The sequence below is a fragment of the Rhodothermus profundi genome, from assembly GCF_900142415.1.
GTDB classification, from domain to species: domain Bacteria; phylum Bacteroidota; class Rhodothermia; order Rhodothermales; family Rhodothermaceae; genus Rhodothermus; species Rhodothermus profundi.
The window spans coordinates 67,370-93,948 of the sequence record NZ_FRAU01000008.1 but is presented as its reverse complement, the minus strand read 5'-3'; the positions used below and the strand labels follow the sequence as shown (position 1 = coordinate 93,948).

General features: G+C 58.8%; 16 protein-coding genes. 1 reads left to right on the top strand and 15 read right to left on the bottom strand.

The window, feature by feature from the left end; genetic code table 11:
* Nucleotides 1–15 precede the first annotated feature (15 nt).
* Genes BUA15_RS11365 through BUA15_RS11355 form a run of 3 tightly spaced genes read right to left on the bottom strand, consistent with a single transcriptional unit; the run spans nt 16 to nt 3,330 of the window.
* Nucleotides 16–888, bottom strand: a complete 873-nt coding sequence (locus tag BUA15_RS11365; RefSeq protein WP_072716112.1) for a sugar phosphate isomerase/epimerase family protein — start codon at nt 886–888, stop codon at nt 16–18.
* 39 nt (nt 889–927) lie between these two features.
* On the bottom strand, nt 928–1,593 hold the full coding sequence (locus BUA15_RS11360; protein WP_072716111.1) for a gluconate 2-dehydrogenase subunit 3 family protein: 666 nt from the start codon (nt 1,591–1,593) through the stop codon (nt 928–930).
* Between the two features lie 18 nt (nt 1,594–1,611).
* Complete coding sequence (locus tag BUA15_RS11355; protein WP_072716110.1) at nt 1,612–3,330, bottom strand: GMC oxidoreductase; 1,719 nt, start codon at nt 3,328–3,330, stop codon at nt 1,612–1,614.
* A gap of 169 nt (nt 3,331–3,499) precedes the next feature.
* On the opposite strand from BUA15_RS11355, the gene BUA15_RS11350 reads away from it, so the two are divergent.
* Nucleotides 3,500–4,744, top strand: a complete 1,245-nt coding sequence (locus BUA15_RS11350) for a Gfo/Idh/MocA family protein (RefSeq protein WP_072716109.1) — start codon at nt 3,500–3,502, stop codon at nt 4,742–4,744.
* Nucleotides 4,745–4,789: 45 nt separating this feature from the next.
* Here BUA15_RS11350 and BUA15_RS11345 read toward each other — a convergent pair whose 3' ends face one another.
* The 12 genes from BUA15_RS11345 to BUA15_RS11285 form a co-directional block, all read right to left on the bottom strand.
* On the bottom strand, nt 4,790–6,082 hold the full coding sequence (locus BUA15_RS11345; protein ID WP_245772027.1) for a Gfo/Idh/MocA family protein: 1,293 nt from the start codon (nt 6,080–6,082) through the stop codon (nt 4,790–4,792).
* Between the two features lie 113 nt (nt 6,083–6,195).
* Entirely contained in the window at nt 6,196–6,909 is a 714-nt protein-coding gene (locus tag BUA15_RS11340) for a 3-keto-disaccharide hydrolase (protein WP_072716107.1), read from the bottom strand.
* Complete coding sequence (locus BUA15_RS11335) at nt 6,906–7,835, bottom strand: sugar phosphate isomerase/epimerase family protein (protein WP_072716150.1); 930 nt, start codon at nt 7,833–7,835, stop codon at nt 6,906–6,908. Before BUA15_RS11335 ends, BUA15_RS11340 begins: the two co-directional genes overlap by 4 nt.
* An 8-nt stretch (nt 7,836–7,843) precedes the next feature.
* On the bottom strand, nt 7,844–9,106 hold the full coding sequence (locus BUA15_RS11330; RefSeq protein ID WP_072716106.1) for an MFS transporter: 1,263 nt from the start codon (nt 9,104–9,106) through the stop codon (nt 7,844–7,846).
* Between the two features lie 130 nt (nt 9,107–9,236).
* On the bottom strand, nt 9,237–10,457 hold the full coding sequence (locus BUA15_RS11325) for a tetratricopeptide repeat protein (RefSeq protein WP_072716105.1): 1,221 nt from the start codon (nt 10,455–10,457) through the stop codon (nt 9,237–9,239).
* Nucleotides 10,454–12,202 carry a CRTAC1 family protein gene (locus tag BUA15_RS11320; RefSeq protein ID WP_072716104.1) on the bottom strand — a complete coding sequence of 583 codons (1,749 nt, stop codon included), beginning with the start codon at nt 12,200–12,202 and terminating at the stop codon, nt 10,454–10,456. Before BUA15_RS11320 ends, BUA15_RS11325 begins: the two co-directional genes overlap by 4 nt.
* Nucleotides 12,195–14,915 (bottom strand): tetratricopeptide repeat protein, encoded by a 2,721-nt coding sequence (locus BUA15_RS11315; protein ID WP_072716103.1) that lies wholly within the window; start codon nt 14,913–14,915, stop codon nt 12,195–12,197. The genes BUA15_RS11320 and BUA15_RS11315 overlap by 8 nt, the downstream gene beginning before the upstream one ends.
* A 19-nt stretch (nt 14,916–14,934) precedes the next feature.
* Nucleotides 14,935–16,194: a tetratricopeptide repeat protein gene (locus BUA15_RS11310; RefSeq protein ID WP_072716102.1), complete on the bottom strand. Its 1,260-nt coding sequence runs from the start codon at nt 16,192–16,194 to the stop codon at nt 14,935–14,937.
* Between the two features lie 104 nt (nt 16,195–16,298).
* Entirely contained in the window at nt 16,299–17,333 is a 1,035-nt protein-coding gene (locus BUA15_RS11305) for a PorV/PorQ family protein (protein ID WP_072716101.1), read from the bottom strand.
* Nucleotides 17,334–17,365: 32 nt separating this feature from the next.
* Entirely contained in the window at nt 17,366–19,591 is a 2,226-nt protein-coding gene (locus tag BUA15_RS11300) for a fibronectin type III domain-containing protein (RefSeq protein ID WP_245772026.1), read from the bottom strand.
* A gap of 27 nt (nt 19,592–19,618) precedes the next feature.
* Nucleotides 19,619–22,936: a TonB-dependent receptor gene (locus BUA15_RS11295; RefSeq protein WP_072716100.1), complete on the bottom strand. Its 3,318-nt coding sequence runs from the start codon at nt 22,934–22,936 to the stop codon at nt 19,619–19,621.
* A gap of 257 nt (nt 22,937–23,193) precedes the next feature.
* Nucleotides 23,194–26,574, bottom strand: a complete 3,381-nt coding sequence (locus BUA15_RS11285) for a VCBS repeat-containing protein (RefSeq protein WP_072716098.1) — start codon at nt 26,572–26,574, stop codon at nt 23,194–23,196.
* Nucleotides 26,575–26,579 lie beyond the last annotated feature (5 nt).

The window sequence follows — 26,579 nt, the reverse complement described above, 5'->3', positions numbered from 1 at the left end:
GGCTGCTATCGGCTTTTAGAAACGCAATTGCGCAAGGTATTCGTAGCTCCGCCGGATGCTGGCCAGCGGATCTTCAGGTTGATCGTGCTCCACGAAATAATGCTGGAGCTGGGTGCCGACTGCCTGCGCAAAAATGCGGGCAAAGTCGATCGTCCCCTGTCCAACATCTACCATCTGTCGATCTGCCGTCATGTCTTTTACATGGCAGAGCAGAAAGCGTCCAGGATATTGTTGGAGGTACGGTATAGGATCATGGCCGGCATAGGTGATCCAGTACAGGTCCAGCTCCATTTTGACCAGATCGGCATCCGTTTCGGCCAGGAGCACATCGTAGGGAATCTGCTCTTCAACCGGAGCAAACTCAAAGTCGTGGTTGTGATAGGCAAACTGCACCCCGGCTGCTTTACAGGCTTCGCCCCAGCGGTTAAAGCGTTCGGCCCAGCGCCGATAGTCGTCGAGAGTCTGACGCTGCTCAGGAGGCAGCCAGGGCACCACTACATAGCGATGTCCCAGCACCTGAGCGGTCTCCAGCGTAGCTTCCAGATTTGCTTCAAGCGCCTGATAGGGCACATGTGTAGCAGGAGCTGAAAGGCCCAGATGGTCAAGCATCTGGCGTAATTCCTGAGGGGTATAGTTGAAATAGCCTGCGAACTCTACCTCCTGGTAGCCGATCTCGGCCACGCGTTCAAGCGTTCGCGGTACGTTCTGCGCCATAAGCGTCCGCACCGTGTAGAGTTGCAGGCCGATGCGTTCCAGGCGCCGCGTGCCTGCTGGAGCGCCCGAGGCAGCCTGCGAGGTTTCATCGGAGGGACGGCAACCCAGCGCGATGGTCGCCAGACTTCCCAGCGTGAGCCCTCCAGCCGTTCGCAGAAAGTGGCGTCGGTTCATACGCTAAATAACATAAATGCTGGTGAAGGAATGCGCTCATCACGCCCAGGCGCGGCCGATCTGTTCGTAAGGCACGCAGGCGTCGTAGCGTCCCGGCACCAGGTTCAATTGCAACTCCTGCGTAGCCCCTACCTCGGACGTGTAGTAGCCTACAATGGTTAATTCCTTCATTATCCGGAAAAATGGCCGCAGCTCCACGGTCAGCGTGCGCGGTGGACGCCCCCGCGCCATGTCTTCTGCTGACGTGTCGGGGCCGTCCACAATCTGTCCGGTTGACCGGTCGATGACCACGCGCTGCGGTTCCGCATGCCTAGCCTCCTCTTCCAGTTCGCGTAGCAGTTGCACCTGCTGTTCCTCTGAGGCCTGCACAAACGGCTGCCCGAACCGTTCTTGCGCCAGTGCATCCACCCGCGCCAGTTCGCGCAGGAAGTGCTCGCGCTCGGCCGCATACATCCAGTCGGTGAGCATGCGGTCGATGAATTCCGGCACGCCTGCTGCCCGGGCGCCGGGCGTATCAGTTTCGGGAAGAATTCGCTCCGCAATGGTAGCTACCAGCTCGTGCTGAGCAGTCGAAAGCGTCTGGAGGCGATAGGTGCCTGGCGCCGAACCGGCCCGGCAGCCTCCCAGCACGCCTGCTACGGTCGAAAGCGACAGCGCCCCACCGGTCAGGAGAGCCAACTGTCTTAACGCTTCACGTCGATCCATACGTTTATGCGCCCAGGTTTACAGATTGCCTTTCTTAAGCTGTTCAACAGCGTAGTGCGCTGCTCGCGCTGTCAGTGCCATGTACGTAAGCGATGGATTCTGGCAGGCCGACGAGGTCATGCAGGCCCCATCGGTTACGAACACATTTGGCACGTCGTGCATCTGGTTGTATGCGTTCAGCACCGACGTCTTCGGGTCCCGTCCCATGCGAGCCGTTCCCATCTCGTGAATCCCTTCGCCGGGCTTATAGTCGTCGATGAAAGGCCGCACGTTTTTCCCACCGGCAGCCTCCAGCATTTCGGCCGCTGCATTGGCCATATCCTCCCGCATTTTCAGCTCGTTCTCACTCAGCGTGCAGTGGATGCGCAGCACCGGAATGCCCCAGGCATCGGTTACTTCTGGATCCAGCTCCACATAGTTTTCATAGCGCGGCAACATCTCGCCAAAGCCCGTCAGCCCCATACGCCAGGGTCCTGGATCGCGCAATGCTTGCTTAAGCGACGCGCCAAAGCCATCCATTTCGGCCCCGCGCCACCAGCTTCCCCGGCTGGCTCCTCCCTGATAACCATATCCTCGCAAAAAGTCTGGGTGCCGCGAAGCCCGGTCTCCCAGGTTGCGGAACCGCGGGATGTAAATACCATTGGGCCGATTTCCAACGTAGTATTTGTCTTCAAATCCCGGGAATTCAGCCACTGCTCCTACCTTGAAATGGTGATCCATGAGATAGTGGCCCAGCACGCCGCTCGAATTGCCCAGACCGTTCGGGAAACGGCGCGTCTTTGAATTGAGCAAGATCTGCGTGGTCCCCAGCGTGGAGGCGCACAGAAAAATGATTCGTCCATAGAACTCCAGCATTTCTCGGGTCTCTCGGTCAATCACCCGCACCCCCACTGCTCGGTCTTTTTCTTCGTCGTAAATCACGCTGTGCACGATGCTGTTGGGACGCAGGGTGAGATTGCCGGTCGCCTGAGCCGCCGGGAGCGTGCTGCTCAGGCTGCAAAAATATGCGCCGGGCGTGCACCCCCGGCTGCACGGCCCGCAGTAGTGACAGGCGCCTCGTCCATTATGGGGTACCGTCAGGACGGCACTCCGCCCAATGGTCATTTTGCGCCCCGGGAAAGCCCTTTCAATGCGCTCTTTGACATATTGCTCTACGCAGTTCATGGGCATCGGGGGCAGAAACTGCCCATCGGGGAGCTGCGGCAGTCCTTCCGCCTGCCCACTAATGCCTGCAAAACGCTCGACATAATCGTACCATGGTGCGATGTCTTTGTAGCGGATTGGCCAGTCGATGGCAATGCCTTCCCGCGCATTGGCTTCAAAATCCAGATCACTCCACCGGTAGCTCTGGCGTCCCCACATGATAGAACGACCGCCCACCTGATCGCCTCGAATCCATAGAAAGGGCTTGTCGGGATCGTAGGTATAAGGATTTTCCCGGTCGTTAATGAAAAAGTGAATGTTGTACTCATTGACGGGACCTGCCTGCATTTGAATAAAGTGGTCTTCGAGCATTCGCCTGCGATCTTCCAATCCCCGAAAAGGCGTCTGCCAGGGCGGCATGTGCTCGGTAATGTAGTCCTTACCGTGCGTAACCGGCCGGCCGCGTTCCAGAACCAGCGTCTTCAGCCCCAGTTCGCAGAGTTCTTTGGCGGCCCAACCTCCTGAAATGCCAGAACCGACCACAATGGCATCATACACCTCCGGCGGACGCGCCACGAACACGCGCTTCTTCATGAGACCTTCTCCGTTGTACAAACTTTATTTCATCAGATAAATTGAAAATACCATGGGCGTTGCTTTTTTGCAAACAGAGAAACCGGTTCCATACGGGCTGCGCGCTGGTTCCTCTTAGTGATTACTGTGCTATCTTGAGGGTAACGTCAAGCATCAGCCAACAGGAACGATGGAACGTCTGGGCATTGGCTTTATCGGAAGCGGTTTTATTACACGCTTTCACATTCAGTCGTGGCAGGCAGTTCGCGATGCGGATATTCGAGGCATCTGGAGTCCCAACCGTTCGCATGCCGAAGCGGCGGCTGCGCTGGCCCGTGAGCTGCGCGTTGGGGATGCCCGCGTGTTTGACTCCATTGAGGCGATGGTAGCTGATCCGTCCATTGATGCTATCTGGATCTGTGGTCCCAATCATACCCGTCTTGAAAATTTAGAAGCTATTGTCGATGTGCTGGAACGAGGCCGCGGTGAACTGGTCGGTGTAGCCTGCGAAAAACCGCTGGCCCGCAACGTGGCCGAAGCGCAGCGCATGGTTGCGCTGGTAGAGCGAGCTGGCCTGCTGCATGGCTATCTGGAAGACCAGCTTTTCACTCCGGCGATTCGACGGGGTCGCGAGATTATCTGGAAACGCGGAGCGGCATTGACCGGGCGTCCCTATCTGGCCCGGGCTGCCGAAGAGCACAGTGGCCCGCATGCCCCGTGGTTCTGGTCCGGCCGCCTGCAGGGCGGAGGCGTGCTTAACGACATGATGTGCCACAGCGTCGAAGTTGCTCGTTTTTTGCTGACCGAGCCGGGGAAACCCCGCCAGAGTATTCGTCCGGTCAAAGTCACGGCCCAGATCGCCAGCCTGAAGTGGTCGCGTCCGGAATATGCCGCCTGGCTCAGAGAGCACATGGATCCGAACCTAGATTACGAGCACCATCCAACCGAAGACTTTGCGCGGGCCACCATTGAGTTTGTAGACGAAGCAGGCCGCTCGCTTATTGCCGAAACAACCACCTCCTGGAGCTACGTGGGTCCTGGCCTGCGTTTGACCGCCGAATTACTGGGCCCGGAATACTCATTGCAGGTTAACTCCCTGGACACAGGTGCCCGGCTATTTTTCAGCCGGCGCGTGCAGGGGGAAGCCGGAGAAGATCTGGTCGAAAAGCAAAATGCCGAGCAGGGCTGGATGCCGCTGGTAGGCAACGAGGCCGCTGAGTACGGTTATGAATGGGAAAATCGCTACTTTGTGCGCTGCTTCCTGGAAAGGCGTCAGCCGGAAGAAGACTTTTATGCTGGTCTGGAAGTCGTTGAGTTGCTTATGACAGCCTACATGAGCGCCGAGCAGGAACGCACGCTCCCCTGGAAACCGGAGGGTCTGGAAACCTTCGTGCCTGCCGTCGCGCAGGGCACCTGGCAACCTATCCGGCGATAAAGGAGGCAGCTCGTTCGTTAAGTTTCTTTACCTGGGATCGCGTAATTACAATGGCCAGCCCGGGCGATAGGTCGGGCGGATGTATTCTTCTGGGACCTCAATGTTGGTCACGCGCATCGCCGCCGCATCCCATTCGATGGTGCCGCCCAGCCGCACGGCCAGATTCCCCAGCAGCACCATTTCCGTGAGCGGTCCGGCGTAGTCGGGAAAGTTCGATCCAGCCTGTCCCCCTTCTTTGCATGCCTGAATCCACTCTTGATAGACCCCGGGTGAGCGCGGATAGCGCGGCTCAGGGGCATCGGCCAGCCACTCCTGGTGACGGCGTTCTGGAATCAATCGTGGATTTTCCCCATAGGTCTCCGCAATGAGCACGCCTTCGTCGCCCACAAACATTTGCCCGTTGGCCATGGGTGGCCAGGGTCGATCTTTCTCCCACTGGGGCGGACGCGGCGGTGCCAGGCTTCCATCGCGCCAGATCAGGCGCAGCGCGGGTCGGCTGTCGCGGGCCTCAAACTCATAAATCACGCGTGAAACCAGGGGCGCCGTCTCCGGGAAGACAGGGGTCGTCTCGGCCGTTACGCGCACGGGGTCGCGCAGGTCGAAGGTCCAGAACGCTGCGTCCATGATGTGACAGCCCATGTCGCCCAGCGCACCGGTACCGAAGTCCCACCAGCCCCGCCATTTGAACGGCAGGTAAGCCGGATGGTAGGGACGCTCTGGAGCTGGTCCCAGCCATAGATCCCAGTCCAATGTAAGCGGCACATGGTAGGCTTCTAGCGGTCGCTTGATCGCCTGCGGCCAGATCGGCCGGTTCGTCCAGCAATGAATTTCTCGCACCGTGCCAATGGCTCCGGCTTCGATCCATTCGCGAATCTGGCGCGTGCCTTCGCCAGCATGTCCCTGGTTGCCCATTTGCGTGACCACGCCCTTCTCGCGGGCCGCCTCGGCCAGGCGTCGCGCCTCATAAATGGTGCGCGTAAGCGGTTTTTCACAGTAGACGTGCTTGCCCATCTGAATTGCCATCATGGCTGCCGGAGCGTGCGTGTGGTCAGGCGTGGAAATGACCACGGCATCGATGCGTTTTTCTTCCCGCTCCAGCATGACCCGAAAGTCTTTGTAGCGCGGGACGTCTGGAAAAGCGCGATAGGTGTCCGCAGCGCGTTCATCGTCCACATCGCAGAACGCCACCAGGGTTTCGCTGGCCACGCCCCGTACGTTCCAGGCGCCGCGTCCTCCTACCCCAATGCAGGCGATGTTCAACCTGTCGCTGGGCGGGACGAATCCACGGCCTAGTACGTGCCGGGGCACCACCATGAAGGCAGCTCCTGCTGAAGCCACGGTGCCCAGAAAGCGGCGTCGTGATATGCGCTGGCCCGCCATCTTTCACGTCGGGTTGGTTTTGCAGGAAAATGTATCTGCGGCGATCCGATCCTTCGCGGCTCCGCGCACCGTCAGCGTAGCGGACGAATCCGGATGTTGCGATACCAGACCGGATCGCCATGATTTTGCAGCGCAATGTGTCCTTCGGATGCTTTGCCGAAATTCGGGTAAGCCCGAAACTTGCTGGCTGCCACACGGGCGTTCCAGTCGGCACTGCCCAGCTCATATTCGACCACTTTCTGGCCATTGAGCCAGTGTTCTACGTGCGTGCCGTCCACAACAATGCGCGCCTGGTTCCATGCTCCGGCTGGTCGGACGGCCTGCGGATCGGTCGGATAGAGCGCATAGCAGGCCCCGGCACTTGTCTTTGGGTCGTTGCCGTTTGGATGGCCCGCATTGTCCAGCACCTGATACTCCGGTCCACTCATCCACGGCGCCTCGTATTCCTCAGTCACCCGATACATAATGCCGCTGTTGCCACCGGGCGCAACCTTCCATTCCAGCTCCAGCACAAAATCCCCGAACTGCGCCCTGGTGATTAGATCTCCACTGCCTTCGCCGGTGCAGTGCAACGTCCCGTCTTCTGCTATCTGCCAGCAGGGCGGGATCGTCTCGCTTCGGTAGCCGCGCCAGGCGTCCAGGCTGGTTCCATCAAACAGGACGATCCAGCCATCAGATGTGTCGGCTGCGGCCGTTTGCCTGGTCGCTACGTCGGAGCGAGAAGGTCCGCAGCCCAGCATCCAGACGCCCAGCAGCACAATTCCCAGGTTGCCTATACGACTCATCGGTTTTTGGGGTCTTTTTGGGTTTCTTCGGCCAGCAGGGTGCGCACGCGCTCCAGCAGCCTTTTGGTTGCCCGAATGCCGCTGGGTTCATCCAATCGATTCCCTTCGTACTCAATGCCAATGTAGCCGCGATAGCCTGCTGCCTGCACGATGCGCAGCAACCGCACGTAATCCAACCGCGTCTCGTTGCCTTCGTCGTCGAAGTCGTACGACTTGGCACTTACCCCTTTCGCAAACGGCATCAGCTCGGCCAGTCCCTGATAGGGATCGTACCGGGTGGTGGCGTCGATGCGCCAGTTGCCGAAGTCCGGCAGCGTCCCGCATCGAGGATGATCTACCAGGCGGATGAGGCCTGCCAGCCAGGCACCGTTGCTTGACAGCCCGCCGTGATTTTCTACGAGCACGTTCAGCCCATGCGCGGCGGCGAATTCGGTCAATCGACGCAATCCATCGGCCGCCAGCTTTTGCTGCTCCTCATAGCTGCCTTCGCTGGCGGCGTTGACCCGAATGGAATGGCAGCCCAGAAAGCGGGCAGCTTCTACCCATTTGTAATGGTTTTCGACAGCCTGGCGGCGTTTCTTCGGATCCGGGTCTCCCAGGCGCCCTTCCCGGTCGCACATGATCAGCAGGCTGCGCACGCCTTCGCCCTCGGCCCGTCGCTTCAGTTCCCGGAGATAGGCCCGGTCACGTGCCCGGTCGAAAAAGAACTGATTGACATATTCGACTGCTTCCAGGCCAAACATCTGGCGGGCCACCACGGGAAAGTCGAGCGCGTCCAGCTTTCCGCTAAAAATGGTGCGGTGCAGCGACCACTGGGCCAGGGAAATCCGGAACCAGGGCATTGCCGCTGTCCTGCCGGCCAACTTCTGACCGAAGCCGGCGACCAGCAACGCCGAAGCCTGCTGCAGAAAGTCCCGTCGGGTCATGCGTTTCATCATTTTTCCACCGTGGCCGGAGCGCTTGCCGGAGCCGGCGCCTGTTCCACCCGGTCGTTGAACAGCAGACCGAACAGCACCATCACCACCGCTGCAAACACGGCTGGAATGAGCCAGAACTGTTGCCAGGCCTCCAGCGTCAGTGCCTGCGCGCCATTCAGGAAGCTGTTGTACAGGTTTCCGGCTACCTGGGCCCCGATCAGCATACCCAGCCCATAGGTTACCAGCACGAGCATTCCCTGCGCCTGCCCGCGAATTTCCGGCGTTGATTTTTTATCGACGTAAATCTGGCCCGTCACAAAGAAGAAGTCGTAGCAGATGCCATGCAGCAGAATGCCCAGAATGATCATCCAGAAGATAGCCTCCGGTGCAGCCAGCGCAAACAGGACGTAGCGCAGCACCCAGGCGCCCATTCCCACCAGCAGCATCCACTTGACGCCCAGCCGCGCAAAAAACAGCGGCATCAGCAGCATAAAGACAACCTCAGACATCTGCCCGAGCGTCTGCGTGCCGGCAATGTTCTGAAAGCCCGTTGCTTCCAGGAAAAGCTGCGTAAAGTTGTAATAGGCGGCCAGCGGAATGCAGATCAAAAAGGAGCTGACCAAAAACACGTAAAACGGCTTGCTCCCCAGTTGCTGCAGAGCATCCAATCCTACAATGCTCCGAATGGACACGCGCTGCCCGGCAGCCGGCGGAGGCGTATGCGGCAGCGTGAAGCTATACACGCCCAGCAGGATGCTGGCTACAGCGGCCGTGTAAATGGGGAGCGGTGTCTGCTCGGGCAGCCGTCCTTCTGCTACAAACCCTTTGAGCACGAAGCTTACGAACAATCCGGCCACAATCCAGCCAATTGTGCCAAATACACGGATCAGCGGAAACTGCTTCTCCTGACTCTGAATGTGGTGAAACGCCAACGAGTTGGCCAATCCCAGCGTGGGCATATAGCACAGGTTGTAAAGCAAGAGCAGTAGAATAAAGATAACCGGAGCTCCACTAAACTGCGGCACCAGTAGCATCACAAGGCCGCCCAGTAAGTGCAGCACGCCCAGCACCTTCTCGGTAGCAAAGTAGCGGTCCGCTACCAGGCCCAGAAAAAACGGCGCTGCAATCGCTGCAATGGGATTCACGGTGTAGGGCCAGTGCGTAAGCGTGCCCATCCCTTCAGCGGCCATATAGACAGCCACAGATGTGTACCAGGCCCCCCAAATAAAAAATTCCAGAAACATCATAGCGCTGAGCCGCGCACCGAGAAACCGTTTCATGGCTGCAGGAAGACGGTTGATAGGTGAAAGCGCTTATACGAGATGTCAAAAAGTTTAGAACAAAAAAATGGAAAAATTCAAGTCTTGAACCCTTTTCTTTTTATTGGAAGCGATTCCATCTCAGCGAGCCTTATGGGGTGTCTGTTTCAAGCCCTGCTAAGTAACGCCGGGGTTCGGGGCGATCGGGGGCCAACCGAAGCGCCCGCTCCCAGGCGTGCCGGGCAGCTTCCCGGTTTCCCTGCCGGGCATGCAGAATGCCCAGATTGATCCATCCATCGACAAACGTTGTGTCGCGTCTCACAGCGCGCTCCAGCAGGGCAATAGCCTGGTCTTCGCGGCCCATCAGAAGATGCAGAATAGCCATGTTATTCAGAAACTCCAGATTGCCTGGCTCCAGAAAATGGGCTACCTGATAGGCGTAGAGCGCCTCCTGATACTGGCCCAGCCGTCGCAGCAGCGATCCCAGCGTGGCATAGGCATACGGATCGCGAGGCGTGTTCGCTACCAGCAGCTCTGCCTGCTCCACGCGGGCCTGAAGGGCACGCAGCGCTTCCGCCCGTTCCAGCATGCGGCGGGCAGCTTCCGTCTCCCCCAGTTGGTGCAACACGCGTCCCAGGCTGTAATGGGCCGCCTGATGCCAGGGGGCCTCCTGCACCACGGCTTCAAGCAGCGGACGCGCCTGCGCTGGCTTTCCGGTTAGCCGGAGCAGGTTGCCCAGCCGATAGCGTGCCACCAGACTCTGCGGTGCCAGTTTCCAGGCGCGACGGGCAGCCTGGAGCGCTTCGGCATAGCGTCCTTCGTCTTCGTATAGTTCGGCCAGGTCAAGCCAGGCTTCGGCGTAGGTGCTGTCGTACGCCAGGGCGGTTTCAAAAGCAAGCCGCGCACTGTCGGGCTTTCCCAGTTCCAGATAGGCCCGGCCGATACCGCGCCACGAAAGCGCATTGGGACGCTGCGCCAGTTCCTGCCTGAAAAGCGTAATCGCTTTCCGAAACTGCCCCCGGCGGGCCGCATTGTTGGCCAGGTTGTGCCAGAGACCTGGATAAGTGGGTGCCCGTCGGGCTACTAGCCGGTAGAGGCTATCGGATTCGTTGAGCAGCCGCATGTGCGCGTAGACGCGCCCTTTGAAGAACAGAATAGCTGGATGATCGGGTTGAAGCGTTGCGGCACTGTCGGCCAGGAGAACAGCCTGCGTGAACTGTTGCTGCTGCAACGCTTGTTCTGCCTGGTTCAACAGCGCCTGCGCCCGGGGCTGAAGCGGAAGATAAGCGGAAGGAACCGGGCGACATGCCCCTGCAGTCAGCAGCAGAACGATCAGCCCTCCCCCCCATCCGATTCGGTTATGCTTTCTCATTTTTGCCTGGCTTCGTACGCAGCCTGCGCCAGTGTTTCCACGGGCTGTCCCGTCCCTTCCACCAGGCGGACCTCCTGGTCGGCTGCAAAGGGACCAAAGCGCTCACGCAACCCACTGGCCCATGTTACCTCCACAGCCTCCACGCGCGCAGCGGCTCCCAGACCGAATGTCAATGTCTTTTCCGAAACGGCCAGGTAGCTACCGCCGGTACGGACCCGTTGCTCCAGGGGTCGCCCTGCTACCCACACCACGACCTGACTGCTGATGCCCTGTGGATGGCTTTTTGTGCCGACAAGCTGCACGCGCAGATAATGCCCGGCGCCTTTTGTATCGTTGCGCCACAGATGCGCCGGTCCATGGTTCTCAACCACCAGAATGTCTACCAGTCCATCCCGGTTGAAGTCGCCATAGGCAGCGCCGCGGGCAACAAGAGGCTGCGCCAGCACACCGCCTATCACGGGTGCAATGTCCGTAAAAAAGCCATTGCCATCATTTAAAAAGAGGTGCGGGGGCTGGGCGTAGGTAATGCCATCCTGCACGCGTTCAATTTCATCCTGCACGTGTCCGTTTGCCGCAAACAGGTCCAGATCGCCGTCCAGGTCGACATCAAACAGGAAGAGTCCAAACGTGAGCGTTTGCAGGCTCTGACGGCCCACCTTAGAGACAGCAGCCCGGTCAATAAACAGATCGTTACCGATGTAGCGATAAACGCCAATCATTTCTTTAGAAAAGTTCCCTACAAACAGACTGACCTGTCCGGTTGTGTCGACCACGCCTGCGTCGAGCCCCATACCGGCACGTGCTTTTCCGTTTTCATCATAAGCTACCCCACTGGTCAGCCCGATGTCGGTGAAGGTCCCGTCGCAATTGTTGCGGTAGAGTTGATCCGGCTGCGTATCGTTGGCTACATAGAGATCCGGGCATCCGTCGCGGTTGTAGTCGGTTTCAGCAACCCCGAGCGTTTTGCCAGGTGCCGGCACAAATCCGGCTTTTTCGCTTTCGTCGGTGAAGGTGCCGTCGCCATTGTTGCGGAAAAAATAGGGAGGAATTCCGGTGTAGGCTTCGGGGGTGCAGTAGCCTTTGGTTTTCTCATCAAGCGAGCACCAGAGGTCGGTTTCCGGAGTCCAGTAGACATAGTTTCCCACGAACAGGTCTAGATCACCATCGCGGTCGGCATCGAAAAAGAGCGCCGAGCTGCTCCAGACCGAGTCGCCTGCTACCCCGGCCTCGTCGGTTACGTCGGTGAAGGTGCCGTCGCCATTGTTGCGGAGCAGGATATTTTTCCAGAGCGTGGTAAGGTACAGGTCTTCGTCGCCGTCGTTGTCGTAGTCGGCAGCAGTAATGCCAATGCCATAGGCAGTGAGCTGGCCGAGTCCGGCCTCGTCGGTTACGTCCGTGAAGGTACCATCGCCATTGTTGCGAAAGAGCCAGAGGGGCCGCACCCAGTCTTTGTCGCTATGGCCGGGCCAGACGCCGCCCCCTACCAGCACAATGTCGAGCCAGCCATCGCCATTGTAATCCACAAAGCCGCACCCCGAGCCCATAGATTCAGGGAACCATTTCTGCCCGAAGGCACCGGTTTCATGCCGAAAGATGTGCAATCCGGCCGTTTCCGTTACATCGGTAAAGGCGATCTGCACCGCCGTCATGGAGGCGGTTGTTTCATCGGCCGGCTGCACCGGCCTGGCCTGCTCACAGCCGATTGCCAGCAGCGCCAGCAGGCCGTAGCCAATTCGTTTACGCATCGTCTGTAGCATGTTGCCAGGCCAGGATTAGACGCTCCTGCGTGTTGGGTCCTACGGGATGCAGCTCGTGTTCATGGATAGGTTGCGCTTCGCGGTTGGCCATCGGATGGCGGTGTTTGTACGGCGTGCTCCAGGCCGGCGCGTCCTCGTCAATTTTATGGTATTCATAGCGCGCCTTTGCCTCCTGAAAAGCTTCGGTGCGCCCCAGGGCCCCCAGCGCCAGCATGCGGTTGTAGAGGCCGCCCAGGTCCTCCGGATCAATAGTCAGGATGCGATCAAACCATCGAAGTGCTTCTTCGTAGCGTCCTGAAAGATAGTGGACGCGACCGATTTCCTGCAGCAGCACCCGATCAAGGGGGTAGCGAGCGGCGACCTTCATCCACTCTGCCAGCGCCTGATCGTAATTGCCCTGCCGCTGATAGATTTTGCCGCGGAAATAGGCGGTCTTCAAATAGCCGGGGCGTCGGCGTTCGGCTTCTTCCAGGGCGGCCATAGCTCGCTCCAGTTGCCCTTCCGCAATCAGCACACGTGCCAGATTAATCGGCCCTTCGGGGTTGTCCGGGGCCAATCGGCTTACCTGTTCGAAAGCAGCCAGTGCCCGCCGCGTATTTCCTTCCAGGAAGAGCCCGATACCATAGTCGTTCCATCGCTCCCAGAGGGGAACGTTGCTTTCGGGAATTTTTCCGGCGACGCGCCGCGCCGATGCAATGACAGTTACCGGTAGGTCCGGCGCATGGCGGTCTTCGGCCAGGATCCACCGGCGGTAGTCCACCTCCGGGGTGGCCAGTGAGTCTGGTTGACCGGGAGCTACCTGGCCCCGGAACGTCCAGTTGTGGAAGTACCACTTGAATTTTCGATGTTTGAAAGCAACCGTTAGCTCCGTAATCTGGCGTCCGGGCGGCACGGTAAATCGGTAGTGCACGGTGCGCGCGGTACCTGGATTGATAACGTTCACATAGACCGGTGTGCGAAAGTCGTGGGGATTGCGTTTGTTGGCTTCCTGCCCGGCCCGGTCAACGAACACCGCGCCAAAGAAGTGGGCGGTTGAGTCAACGCGGCCTTCCGCGTCCAGCAAGCCTGAGGCTACGACAGGCTGGCCTTTGCGGTCGCGCCCGACCACTTCCAGCCAGAGCTCATTCGAGTCGTTGGTGCCGCCGGGCAAGGCGTGGCCTACCTTTCGGTTGCGCACGACCACCGTGAGCTCCACGTGATCACCCGGCTGAAGGACAGGCATCGGTGCATCCGGGCCATAGGTGCGGCCGTTGACGCGCACCAGAAATAGATCGACGGTAGCAATGGAGTCCTGCAGAAAGGCCTGAGTAGCCCGTAGCTGTTCATCATGGCCTTTGAGAAACGGCAGGGCCGTGTTGGCAGCCAGAAAGCGATGGCTCCGCACAAAGCCTCCGTCGTTTCCCTGGTCATCGGAGGGGACCAGCGGCATATGGCAGTCGATACAGGTGCGCGGTTGGCTGGGGAGATAGAAGGAGCGCACCGTGCTTCCGGAGACGCCGCTCATCTGCCAGGCGTCATATTCGTTCTGGCCGCGAAGCCATCGGTAGTAATTGACTTCCGGCGGAAGCCCCACCTTGTGGCAGGTGCTGCAGAACTGCTCGGTTCGGTGCACAGGCCGCAGCATGGCCTCCCGGTGCGGTTCCGGTTTGGCCCGGATAAGCTGCCGGTGCAGCCACTGTCCGAGAGGATTGGTGCTGCGCGCAAAGGGGTATTCGTCTGGTTCCGCAATGACATACCGACCATTGCCGCGCAGGTCGCGCAATCCGGTAATGGCATGACAGGCCAGGCAGGTGATGCCTTCATGAGCGGTCCAGTGCGTGGTGTCGAGCGGCATGCGGTGCCCGAAGCGTCCAGAAAAGAGCATAACCGGATCGTGGCAGGAAGCGCACCAGCGGGCAGCTTCTACCGGTCGGCGCTGGAGCATGTATTCGATAGAGCGCCGGTAGTAGGGGTTGTTGAAGGAAGAAAAACGATGCGCTGAAGCGGCCCACTGCGCATAGATGTCGGGATGGCAGCCGGCCTGTCCGCAGGTCTTCGATCCGGAAAGCGTGGCCTCCTTGAAGAAACCTTCATGAGCCAGAAGCGCCTCAGCAGCAGCCAGCGGTTTTTCCGTACCGGTATCCAGGTAGACGGGATCCGGCTGTTTGAGCCAGGGCACCAGAAAGAACGCCAGCGAGACCACCACACCGGCGCTGAAGGTGAGCGTCAACGGATGGCGTAGTAACTGGCCCCACCGGAGCGCTTCCAGCCCTTCGGGCAGCAAAAAGCGAAACCGCCTACCCCGCTTGAGCGCCACATGCACCAGAAATCCCAGCAGCGAGGTGAACATGGTTACCACGTGCAGCGTCAGCAGCCAGCGCCGGTTTAGCGTGGGCGGGCTCCAGAAAAGCAGGATGCCGCTCAGCAACAGCAATCCCATAGAAAGCGCCGTAAACGCGCCGGCGGCTGTGGCCCGCCGATTCCAGCGGAGCGGCATCGTGCGGATATGGGCCAGCAGAAACAGTAGTAAGGGCACCATCAGCAGCAGCCCGAGCCCGACGTGCACCAGCACGTTGCTCATGTAGAGCAGGGCGGTTGAGCGATCGAACAACACCAGCACCAGACTGTTGAGCAGCATCACCAGGAAGCCGCCCAGCAGGACGCTTACCAGCCGGCGCTGACGGGCCGGGAGCTGAAACAGGCGGTTATGAGGGCGGGGCATACCGTAAGCGCTTCAGAAGTCACTTCCGATGTTCCAGTTCGGCGAGATACTGTCGCAAGGTATCATCATTCGGGCGATAGTGCAAGGCCTGAAGCCAGGCGCGGCGGGCTGCTTCGTAGTGTTTCTGCGCTGCCAGCACGACCCCCAGGTTTAACCAGACGTCGGCCAGCGTCGAGTCGCGTTGTAGCACCTGATAGTAGCGGCGCACCGCGTCCAGCGTGTCGCCCAGCAGCAACGCCAGGTTGGCGCGGTCATTCTGCAGCGCCAGGTTGTCGGGATCCCAGAAAATAGCCACGTCCAGGGCCTTTCGCGCTTCCTCGTATTGCCCGGCCTGCATCAGAAGCGTCGCCAGCTCTTGCCAGGGGCGGGCGCTCTGGCTCTGGTAGGCGTTCAGGCGCGCCTGGCCTATTTTTCCGCTAAGCTGTTGAATCCGATGCGCCCGCTCCAGAAAGAATTGCCCGGCCTCGCGCTCGCCCAGCCGCATCAGGGCCCGTCCCAGATTGTAGTTGGCGCCGCGATGCAGGGGATAACGCGCTAGCACCAGTCGCAAGAAATGCACAGCGTCTTGCAGGTAGCCGTTTTGCAGCAGAAGACGCCCAAAAGCATAGAGGTTGTCCAGATGACCGGGGTTTAACTGCAGCGCCCTCTCTGCAAACGTTAGCGCCTGCGCCAGCCGGCCTTCCTGCTCTTCTAGCTCAGCCAGCCAGCGATACGTTTCGCTCTCCGTGGAATCCGCTGCCAGTGCTTGCATGTAGAACCGGCGCGCTGCTTCCAGGCTGTCGAGCAGAAAACAGGCGCGGCCGGCCTGGCGGTAAATGGCTGCCAGCACGTTTCGTTCGGCCTGCGACTCATAAGAGCGCTCTGCCGACGCCTGGATCAGTTCCAGTTCTTTCAGATAATAGTCCAGGGCTTTTCGGTAGGCGCCCTGCAGAAAGGCCGCGTGTCCCAGTTGAAAATAGACGCCCCGCAGCAGAGGATCACGCACCCGAGCCTGCTGAAACGCCGCAATTGCTTTCTCAAAGGCATTGGCATCCAGCAGGATGCGCCCCTTCAGGAAATAGGCTTCGGCAACAGCTTCCTGGGCAAGCAGACTATCCACCAGCCGCATGGCTCGGTGATAATCCCCTGCCTCATAGGCCTGCCATGCCTGCTGCAATGGCGCGCGCTGTTGCGCCGGCAGCAACGAGGAGGAAGCAGGCATGGGATTGTTTTCCCCACAGCCCATTTCCAGAAGCACCAAGACCCCCACCAGTCCTCCGTATACGAGCGTCCGCAGCACGACTATGCATTTTTGTCCTGGAATATACAACAGGAAAGACCCCGAAAATCGTTGTTTTCGATTTCCGGGGCCTGGAATGCTTCAGCGCTCTTCTGGGCCGCGTTTCAGAAGGCCAGTTGCAATCCCAGCCGATGCACGTTATCGAAGATGCCAAAGGAAGTGTAGACATAGTCCACGCCAATGCGGAAGCTCCGGGTGCTCAGCCGCACCCCGGCTCCCAGGTTGAAGCCCTGCTCATCGGTTGGGTTCACGTAGCCAGCCCGCAAGAAAAGCAGATCCATGAACGCATATTCTGCGCCCACCTTGATCTGTTCTGGGTAGTCGCGGGGGCGAACGGCTTCGACGTTAAGCCAGAGGGCATGCAGGGTATTGCCCGGCGCTACCAGGTCCATCAAGTTATAGGTAGCTCCAATCTGAAAAGTCAGCGGCAGTTCAAAGCTTTCTTCCACGTAGGTGAGCTCGCGCGAAAAGTTACGCACGCTCATTGCAAAGGTCAGGCTCTGGAGCGCTGTGCGATAGAGCACGCCAAAATCTACCGAAACGGTCGACTTCGCGTACCGTTGAGCTCGACCGTCCAGCCCGACCTGCGCAGAACCCAGGTCTTGACGGGCCAGACGGACATGGCCGCCAACGGCAAAGCGATCGGTAATCGCCCGGGCATAGCCAATGCCAATGGCCAGGGCACTGGGACTGTACGTTCCCTGCTCTTCGTATCCCTGCTCATTGGTGGCAAAGATGGTCTTAAGGACCGCCGGGTAGCTGACCGCCACAATGCTCAGCCCAATCACCCCGTACTGCCCATCGGCCGGCCGGTACGCCAAGCTGGCGTAATTGTAGTCGGTATGGTTGATCCATTGCGTCTGGCCTACTGCAAAGTGGAAGGTCTGCCCGAAGTACGCCATTCCGGCCGGATTATAAAAGAGCGACAGCGAGCCATTGTCATCCCGAGCTGTAAGCGCGTCTCCCAGCGCAGCCGCCCGTGGATCGAGTGAGACGCTGAGAAACTTGAACCCGGTCTGCGCAAGTTTTTTGGTTTCAATCTCTGTAACCGGACCGGTATCCTGGGCGTGAAGCTGGCGGCCTGCAGCCAGGCAGGCGCCCAGCAATAAGCCCATGCTTATATGCAGCAGTCGTTTCATAACGTTAACAGATCAATTTTTATACAAATCAGTTAGCGAATAATCACAATGGTTCGGGTTGTCTGTGCCCCTGTCTCGTTGTCGGTGATAACGGCGAAGTAGATACCGCTTGCCACCACCTGACGCGACGAAGTCGTCAGATCCCAGAATTCGTCGCCACTGCCATCGGTGTGTTCGATCACCTTCACCAGCTCGCCAAGCTCTGTGTAGATGCGAATAGTCGCCTGCGGCGGGAGGCCATAGAAGGCGATTTTGTCCTGAATGTCCGGAAAACGCACGCCCAACTCAGCTTCCAGCACGTAGGGATTGGGAACGACCCGCACTTCATCCAGCGAGGCGCCAGGCGGCCTGCGCAGCACGGCAGGCAGGTAGGTCTGCGTCCAATACCGATTGCTTTTCAGTCCGTTGCTGCCGACCGCCTGGATGTAGTAGAAATAATTGACCCCACGGGTTACCTCTGTATCCGTGTAGGACCGGGCATTTCCAGGCAATTCGGCAATTTTCTGATAGATGGTCGAGCTATCCGGAAGCGGAATGCCATAGTAATAGTTCTGTGCTCGCCAGATTTCCCATTTTACCGGATCGGGCTCCCCGGCATAGGTCTCCCATTCCAGCGTGATTTTGTCGGTGCCTGAGGTTACCACAAATCGCCGTGGGGGCCTGGGTGGCTGGGGCACCTGCATGCCGTTGTTCCAGACTTCCAGAATTCGATCAAAGAGCTGGAAGAGAGAATCGCGGGCGGTCATGACCCAGTCGTTCTTGGTCATGCCGACGCATCCCGGTTCGCCTTCGTTGCAGTAGGTATTGGTGGTGGGATTCCAGTAGAAGATGGCCTGGTCGGCCGCGTCACGGCCCAACTGCCGGACCTGCTGTTTATACCAGCGGCCCAGGGCATACGCAAGCTTATCGTTCAGACCGGCAATTCCTTCGGCGATTACGATCCGTACGTTTTCGCCGGGGCCCAGCGTATAGGGACCGAAGCTTTGCACAAATCCATAGCCCCCTTCACTGGGCTGTGGCGGTGCGGTTTGACGGGCAAAATCGCCATCTGGCTGAATGCGCCACGCATGCGGTGGCTTCTGGTCGTTGTAGCGAGGAGGGCCCGCTCCGCTTTTTGTGCCATCTACCAGCCAGTCTCGCTCAAATTGCATCTGGCTGATATCATTGTGATCGTTACGGCTGGTCAGGTCGGCATCGTCCGAATCGAGGATGTCCATCATGCGGGGCTGACCTTCGTCGTGCGACTCATCGGAGGCCGAGCGGTCTGCGTGAACGGTCAGCGTACCGAACATGGCTGCTCCGCCCAGGCGCCCCGTTGTATCGCCGCCGATGTGCGCAATCCAGGGCTGGAGCTCAAACCACATCGGGTTGCCAATTGTGTTGAAGTTGGTCTGGTCGGGCACGTGCCCCAGCCAGGAAAACTGGGCCGCATGATCTTTCCAGAATTCATAGTCTCGGGCAAACCGCTCACTGAACTGTTCGCCCGGCATGTCTTCCCAGTCCGGCACCAGGGCATCGTTCATCGTGTACTTGCCCCACGCAGCTCCTCCATGGCTGTTGTCCCAGGCGCCGGCTGGTGCGTTTGTTTTGTTACGATAGAAGAAAGTGAAGTAAACGTCCTGGAGCGTCTGATCGGGCAGTTCGATCTCTTCATCTTCGTCCACATTGCCGGTGTTTGTAAAGACGTACTCAATGATGTGGTAATCCTGGTGCTGTTCGTTGCTGAACTGATAGGCCCGGCGGCGCACTTCAATGCCCATGGCCGTATGCGCAATGTTTTCGACCATGGCATCAGACGGGATGTTCGGATCGATTTCGTCGGGGACGGCCGGTTTGTCAAAAGACTTCAGTCCGTCCACCAGCACTTCCGGTGCTTCAAACTTGTAGACCAGCTTGATAACATCCTGGAAGTATTCTCCCAGTCCATTAAAACGCGGGCCAATATGCTCAATGCGCACCGGGAACGTTTGTCCGTCCGGCGAGCGCCAGTTCTGCGCGCTGATCCAGAGGCCTCGCCAGTGTCCCCAGTAGGTACCGATCAGGTGGCCGGGCCAGGTGTACGTTCCGTTGTTGCCAATCCCTGCCATGTTTTCTGGCTCAGCGCCGCCGCCCAGATAAGGAGATTGGAGGCGTCCAATAGCCAGCCAGCGCGTGCTCCACTGAGCCTGAGCCGGTGCGGCGACCAGAAGCATCACCAGACAAACACTCAGCCAATATCCCTGGCGGGCTGCCGTGCGTTTGGGCATCAACGTGCTCATATCGCAGCTCGGTTGTTTACGTGGCGCTCAGAAGGAAATCCGAAGCCCGAAGAATACGCGACGCGGATTGAAGAAGGTGAAGAAGTCGGCGTTTGGCATGTCGATGTATGCCTTGTCTTCCAGCACCTTCTTGACAAAGTCAGGGTCGGCCTCGACGAATTCGCTTCCGTTATAGCGATAGTACGTACCGTTCTGGTAGTACAGCGGTCGCGTAGGATCGTTGGGGTCGTCGCTGGAGCCAACCACCGGCGTGCAGCCTGAAGGCGGGCACACCACAATGGGCACAAACTCAACCCCGGGCTTTCGATAATCTCCCGGACGGTCGTTACCTGGCACGAATAGATAGGGCGGGCTGTCCAGTCCTTCAAACGTGCTTGCAGGCAGATGCAACGACTGCAGATAATCTCGCAGATCGTCCGGCCCGGTAAAACCGCTCCAGCGGTTCATGTGCCGAATGTTGAAGACGTTGGTTACATCCATGAAGAACTGCACCTCGCCCAGATCGGTCGTAAATGTTTTGCTCAGGCGTAGATCGAAGTTGTAATAGTCCTTCCAGCGCACGTTGTGCTCAATGCCCCGGACCGGACTGATTCCTTCCACCAGTTGCTGGCCGGTCCACGTGAGCACCTGCCCGGCCCGCCATTCCCCCAGCAGACTCAGGCGCCATCCAGCCAGGGGTCGAAAGCCGTTATAGTTCGGGCCGTAATCTTCGGGCGTGACAAAATCCAGATTAAAACGAGCAAACGGCTCAGGAATCGGCTTGCTCTGATAATGGTCCACAGTTGTCAGCAGATACTGCTGTTGCTGAACCGGATTTTCATAGTTGTAGGTAAAGCCGAAATTCCCGGCTTTACGGGACATGTAGGTATAGTTGATAAAGCCCTGAATCCAGCGCCCTCGGTTTTTGGCGATGGAAATTTCAAAACCGCGCACATCGCCATAATTCCAGGGCCGCGCCACCCAGTAGTCTACCTCCCCGTCAATACTTTCGAAGTTGATATTGCGCGCCTGCAGCGACACGTCGCGGTAGTAGCCAGCGATGCGGAGCAGAAACATGTCGAACAGGTTCTGCTCGAAGCCCAGCTCGTAGGCAACGGTTTTCTGCAACGGTAGATTGGGATTACCAATGCGCCCTACCGCTCCACTGGAGACTTTTTCGACTTCAAACAGAGGAACGGGATCAGGCATCTGTCGGAAGTGCCCATAGTTGAAGTACAGCTTGCTGTTTTCTGAAACCGGAAAGGAAATTCCCAGCCGTGGGCTCAGCGTGAATTGTTTTTTGACCGGCTCTCGGGGCAGCACCTCATCGATTTTGTCCGCTCCGATTACCGGCGTAAAGGCGCGATCATACGGCTCGTAGACATACCACCTGCCGCTCGGGTTGAAGTAGTCGAGGCGAACGCCCAGGTTCGCAATCAGTCCTTTGAATTCCAGCTTGCTCTGCAGATACGCAGCTCCCTGCTGGGGCTTTCGATGCCAGCGATATTTCGGATTGGCATGATGCACAAAGAACGGATCGTCTTCGCCATAATTCATGTTGTAGTCACTTACATGGAACTCAACACCTCCTTTTACTTGCAGGTAGCGGTTAAGCTGGCTGGTCACCGAAGCGCCAAAGACCCAGCGGGATACCTGTGACGTATCATAGGCAACACCTCCATGCCCCCCGATGCGCAGGCCGTTAGCGCTCAGGCCATCCTGCATTCCCTTAGGCTCATAGCCGAACGGCGCCTCATTCAACCGGATCACATTGGGCGCCTGGCAGGCTGGATCGTCGATGGGCCGAATGGCTGGTTCGGGAGTTACGCAGACAACAGGATCGGGCTTTCGGTAGGGAATATGACCGGTCAGGTACTCGGTCTGCACCCGTTGCAGCTGCACCTCGTAGAACGTATTGGGCGTCAGAGCATGCGTAAACTTGGCGCCATAAAGCGTATAGTTAATATCCATCGGGTTGATGACCCAGTCACCGAAAAGGGCGGCGCGAGCGACATGGTCCTCAATGCCTTCCCCTCCGGCAAAAATCATATTTTCCAGGTAATTACGTCCATCCCATGGATAGACGGGCGTGCTTCCATCTACCATGTCGGCTGTGGCCCCATCGGCAATGGAAACCGGACGCACCAGTCCTTTTCGCTTCGACCAGAGCCCTACCAGTTCCAGTTTAGCTCCTGCCGCAACATCGGAGACGAACTTGGCCTGCGTGGTGTAATCCTGATAGGCCCGCCGACGCTGCGGAATGACAAAAGCCGTCTGCGTGCGCCGATGGGAGATCAGGAAGCGTAAATTTCCCAGAGAAGGCCCAAGACCCGGGACGGGCCCTGTAATGGTACCGTCAATCTGATAGTCTGGATCGTCGATGCGATTATTCTTGCGAATCATCCATTCATAGGCCTTCTGCAACTGCTGCGGCGTTACATCATTGCTGGGGTCACTATCATTATTGGCCGGATACGCTGCCGCTGCAGCCTGCCATCCCTCAAAGTCCGGAAATTGATTTTCTGTCCAGTCATCCCAGGCTGCATCCGTGCCGATCATGGCCACCGCCGGATCGAAATACGGCCGCACCCAGAAAGCATCTGGATCGTTCGGCGTGCCATTGAAGGTTTTCGCCTGAGGGGGTGCGTACCGCAGAATCAGATCAACGGTATAGCGATTCGTGCGCGGCTCCTTCATCACGACATTAATGAGTCCGGAGCGCACGTTCCCATACTCGGCCGTAAAGCCTCCAGTCTGCGCCTGCACTTCTTCTACCGCCGTAAAGCTGACGCCCGTGAAGGGAGCGTTTGTGCGCGGATCGGCCAGGTTCATCCCGTCAAGCAAAAAGGCAATCTGGTTGCCTCCATAGCCGCGCACCACGAGCCCTGGCTCAAACCCGGGCTGCAACCCGATTACCTGCACCACATCGGTGGCAACCGGCAGGGCCTCAATCACCGTTGCATCAATGTTGACAATGCTGGCAGAAACATCGGGCTGCACAATCGGCCGCGTAGCCTGCACCACAACCTCTTCCAGCCCAATCGCCGTCTCCTGCAGGGTAAAGTTCACTTCTGTGGTCAACCCCACGTCAACTTGCACATTTTCAACCACCTGCGGCACATAGCCCACAAAAGAGGCGCGAAGGGTATAGGTGCCCGGACGCACATTGATGATGGTATAGTAGCCCTCAATGTCAGTCGTAGCACCCATCGTGGTCCCTTCAATGACCACGTTCACTCCAGGCAGAGGCTCTCCTGTACGGGCATCAACCACGCGACCGGTGATCTTACCGGTCTGAGCCCATGCTCCAGCCGTCCAACAGCCGACCAGTAGCAGCGTGCCCAGGGTTCGTAGCGCGCGTTTCATGGATGCCTCATGTTGGTTTTCAAGATTTCGCGAAAGAAATTAATTAATCATTTTAATTTATTCAAGCTTCAAATAATTTTAACAAAAGTGCATTCTGGCCTCCAACCTCCTCCACTTCTTTGATAGAATCTTCAAAATAGCCTGGATCAAAAAAATCTGGCTTACCAGAACGCTCTCCTCTACCCCGGCATCTGTCCGGCTGCAAAGCTCCTCTAAAACTGCACGCAGCCTTGCCCGCTCTCCCAGACAATCCTGGATCAATATGTCTGCAACCTGGATGGGTCTCCTTCCGACAGGCCGGCCGAGGGGGCAGCTCCCTCCAGCGGTGCTTTTCGCTTTGTATGCACTGCCAGAACCTGAAGCGGGGCATCGTTACGTGCTACCAGCAGCCACTGCCCTCCCTCCGGACGTTGCAGCCAGGCAAGGTGGCGCACCTGGCCACGTAGCACCAGCCCCGAAGTGCCAGGCCGTAAGGCTGTAAAGGCTCCCGCCGCCTGCTGCACCAGCACAACGCCCGGTCCGTGGCCATAGTGTCCTAACGCTGGATTGGCCTCGTCAAAGTTACCGGCTGCTATGACATCCAGCCGACCGTCTCCGGTCAGATCGGCTACCAGCAGCGCGCGCACCGGAAACCATTGCGCTGCCTCGGGCAGCACATGGAGCGTGAAATGGCCCTGCCCGTCATTTTCGGCCCAGACCGATGCAAAAGTATAGGCCCGCCGAATGGTTGCCTGTTGCACAGCCTCCTCTCCAAAAAGCTCTGCCAGGGTTCGGGCGCCCCAGTCATGATAGCTGGCAAACCGCCGGCCCAGCGCCGGAAAGCGTCGCGCCAGCAGATCAATGGTCGCTACCGGATAGGCTTGCTCTCCCCAGTATGCGACCAACAGGGGATCAGGATGGCCGTTCTGATCGAAGTCGTGCAGATAAAGCTGAACAGGTCGCTCAGGGGTTGCCTGCAGCGTCGCGTTCAGCCCTAGATTGCCAGCTACAAAGTCCAGATCCCCGTCGCGATCCAGGTCGGCTACCTGCACGCTGAACCACCACCCCTCGGTATTTTCCAGATAAACGGGCGTCAGCCGACCATTCTGCTCCTGGAAGAACAACGTCAGGGGCAGCCACTCGCCCACCACCAGCAAATCGAGCCGTCCATCACCGTTGAAGTCGCCCCAGGCGGCATCGGTCACCATCCCCACGCGGGCCAGCGCAGGCGCCCGTGTTTCGGTAACATCCACGAAGGTGCCATTTCCCTGGTTTTCCAGCAGGTAACTGCGGGGATCTTCTCCGTAGCGACGCGCCTCGACCCGTCCGCCTACGAACAAATCCAGATCGCCATCGCGATCGTAGTCGGCCGCGCGCACGCAGCACCCGTTTGCAAACAGATCAGGAAGCGCCTGCTCATCCCGGACAAACCGTCCGTGGCCGTCATTGCGATAGAGCCGGTCCCGCAGCGCTTCGGCCTGGCCCCACCACTCGTTGCCTGCACTGACCACGTACAGGTCCAGATCGCCGTCGCCATCGGCATCAAAGAAGAGGGCATCTACATCCTCGTAGCGGCTTTCCTCCTCCCAGAGCGCTTCGTTAGTCGATTGAAATGTTCCGTCGGGTTGCTGCACCAGCAGCCGGGCAGGCTGCCACTTAGCTCCTCCCAGAAAAACATCCCCCAGCCCATCTCCATTCACGTCACCTACGGCCAGCGCAGGCCCTTCCCGCGAAAGCCGGTGCGGTTGCAGCGGCTCTCGCGTGAAGTCTACGAAGGCATTTTCCTTATGGCGGTACGGGAGTCCCGCCCTCTCCGTCAGATCCTGGAAAAGGAGAGGCGCAGACGGTGGGGACGGACATCGCTGCTGCGCATCGGCCTGCCGAAAGACCAGCGTCTGATCGGCTGCCACGTTCCGACGCACCTCGCAGCGGCCATCGGGCCAGACGACCACTACCGAGTCTACCTGCGCACGGGTGCCCAGCCCGAAGTGCAGCACCGGCTCGACTGAAGAGAGCCAGCCGCGCACAGGCTGCTGCTCGCGCAGTTGCAGGCTGTCTCCGTAGTGCAGGGTTACCCGGGCCCCGATGCCCAGTCGGTTCATCCCCTCTCCCTCAAGCACAAGCCGCAGGTAGTGCGCCCCCGTCCGCTCGCGGACATGGTTGCGGTAGACAGCAGCGGGCGCGTTGATTTCGTTGGTGACCAGGTCCAGATCCCCATCGCGATCCAGGTCCACATATACGGCCCCGGTTGAGAAACCCGGTCGTCCCAGCCCCCATGCTTGAGCTCGGTTGGTAAACGTGCCATCTCTGTTGTTGTGAAATGCAAAATTGGGCTGGGGCACCCGGGGCATATGGCGAAGCAGCTCTTTGAGCAGTTCCGGCGAGAGCCCCTGCGCCAGGGCTTGTTGCACCTCGGGCTGTCCTACATAGCGGATATAGTCCAGGTCGTTCGGTCGGTGGTAGATGCCGTTGGTGACCAAGAGATCCTGATAGCCGTCGTTGTCCAGGTCGGCCAGTAGCGCGGCCCAGCTCCAATCGGTAGCCGCCACCCCTGCCTGAAAGGCCACGTCCACGAACTGCCAGGCGCCCAGGTTACGAAGCAGCACGTTGTGCGGATACTGGGGGTGATACCCGAACTGTCGCTTGCGCTGGAACAACTCAAACGATTCGGGCCCATCGGCTGTTTTGAAAATGGCCGGATCAAAGGGCATCATGTCGAGCACGACCAGGTCCGGCAGCCCATCGTTATCGACGTCGCCGGCATCCACTCCCATAGACGCCTGCGAGGTGTAGGCCGTAGCGGTGCGCAGCACGTCCGTGAAGGTGCCGTCGCCGTTGTTGCGATAGATCCGGTCGTCCTCGTGAAAGTCGTTGGCCACATACAGATCGGGCCAGCCGTCCTGATCCAGATCGCTCACGACCACGCCCAGGCCATACCCGATCAGCCCATCCACAATCCCGGCTTCGGTCGTTACATCCACAAAGTGTCCGTTATCGTTGCGCAGCAGACGATCACTGGCGTTTGGATCAAAGCGATGGCGGAGTCGTTCGGCCGGGCCAAAGCTTTCTTCTGTATGAAGCGCTCGGTTCAGCAGGTACAGGTCCAGATCCCCATCGCGGTCATAGTCGAAAAACACGGCCTGCGACCCATAGGCGGCAATATCCAGCCCGAACTCGGCGGCTGCCTCCCGAAAACGCGGGATTCCTTCGGCGTCCGGCCCCTGATTCAGAAAGAGCTGATTGCGTCCGGTGCGATCCAGGTAGTTGCTGAACGTAACCAGATAGAGATCAAGCCATCCGTTGCCGTCGACATCGGCCACAGCCACGCCGGTGTTCCAGTTGCCGGAGCCGGCCACCCCGGCTTTTTCCGTAACGTCTTCGAAGCGCCAGTTGCCCCGGTTCAGGTACAGCCGATTAGGGCCCCGGTTGGCCACAAAGTACAGGTCGGGCCAGCCATCGCCGTTGAAGTCACCTGCTGCCACCCCTGCTCCGTCATAGTAGTACATGTAATTGATGATGTTAAAGGCGGTGTCGATGGGCACTTCGTTGACGAAGGTGATGCCCGTTTGATCGGGATCCACTTGTTCAAATAGCGGAGGTTCATCAGGTCGACAGGCGACCAGGCCTGCCAGCCATAGCAGCAGGAAGGTTTTTCGCATCGTTT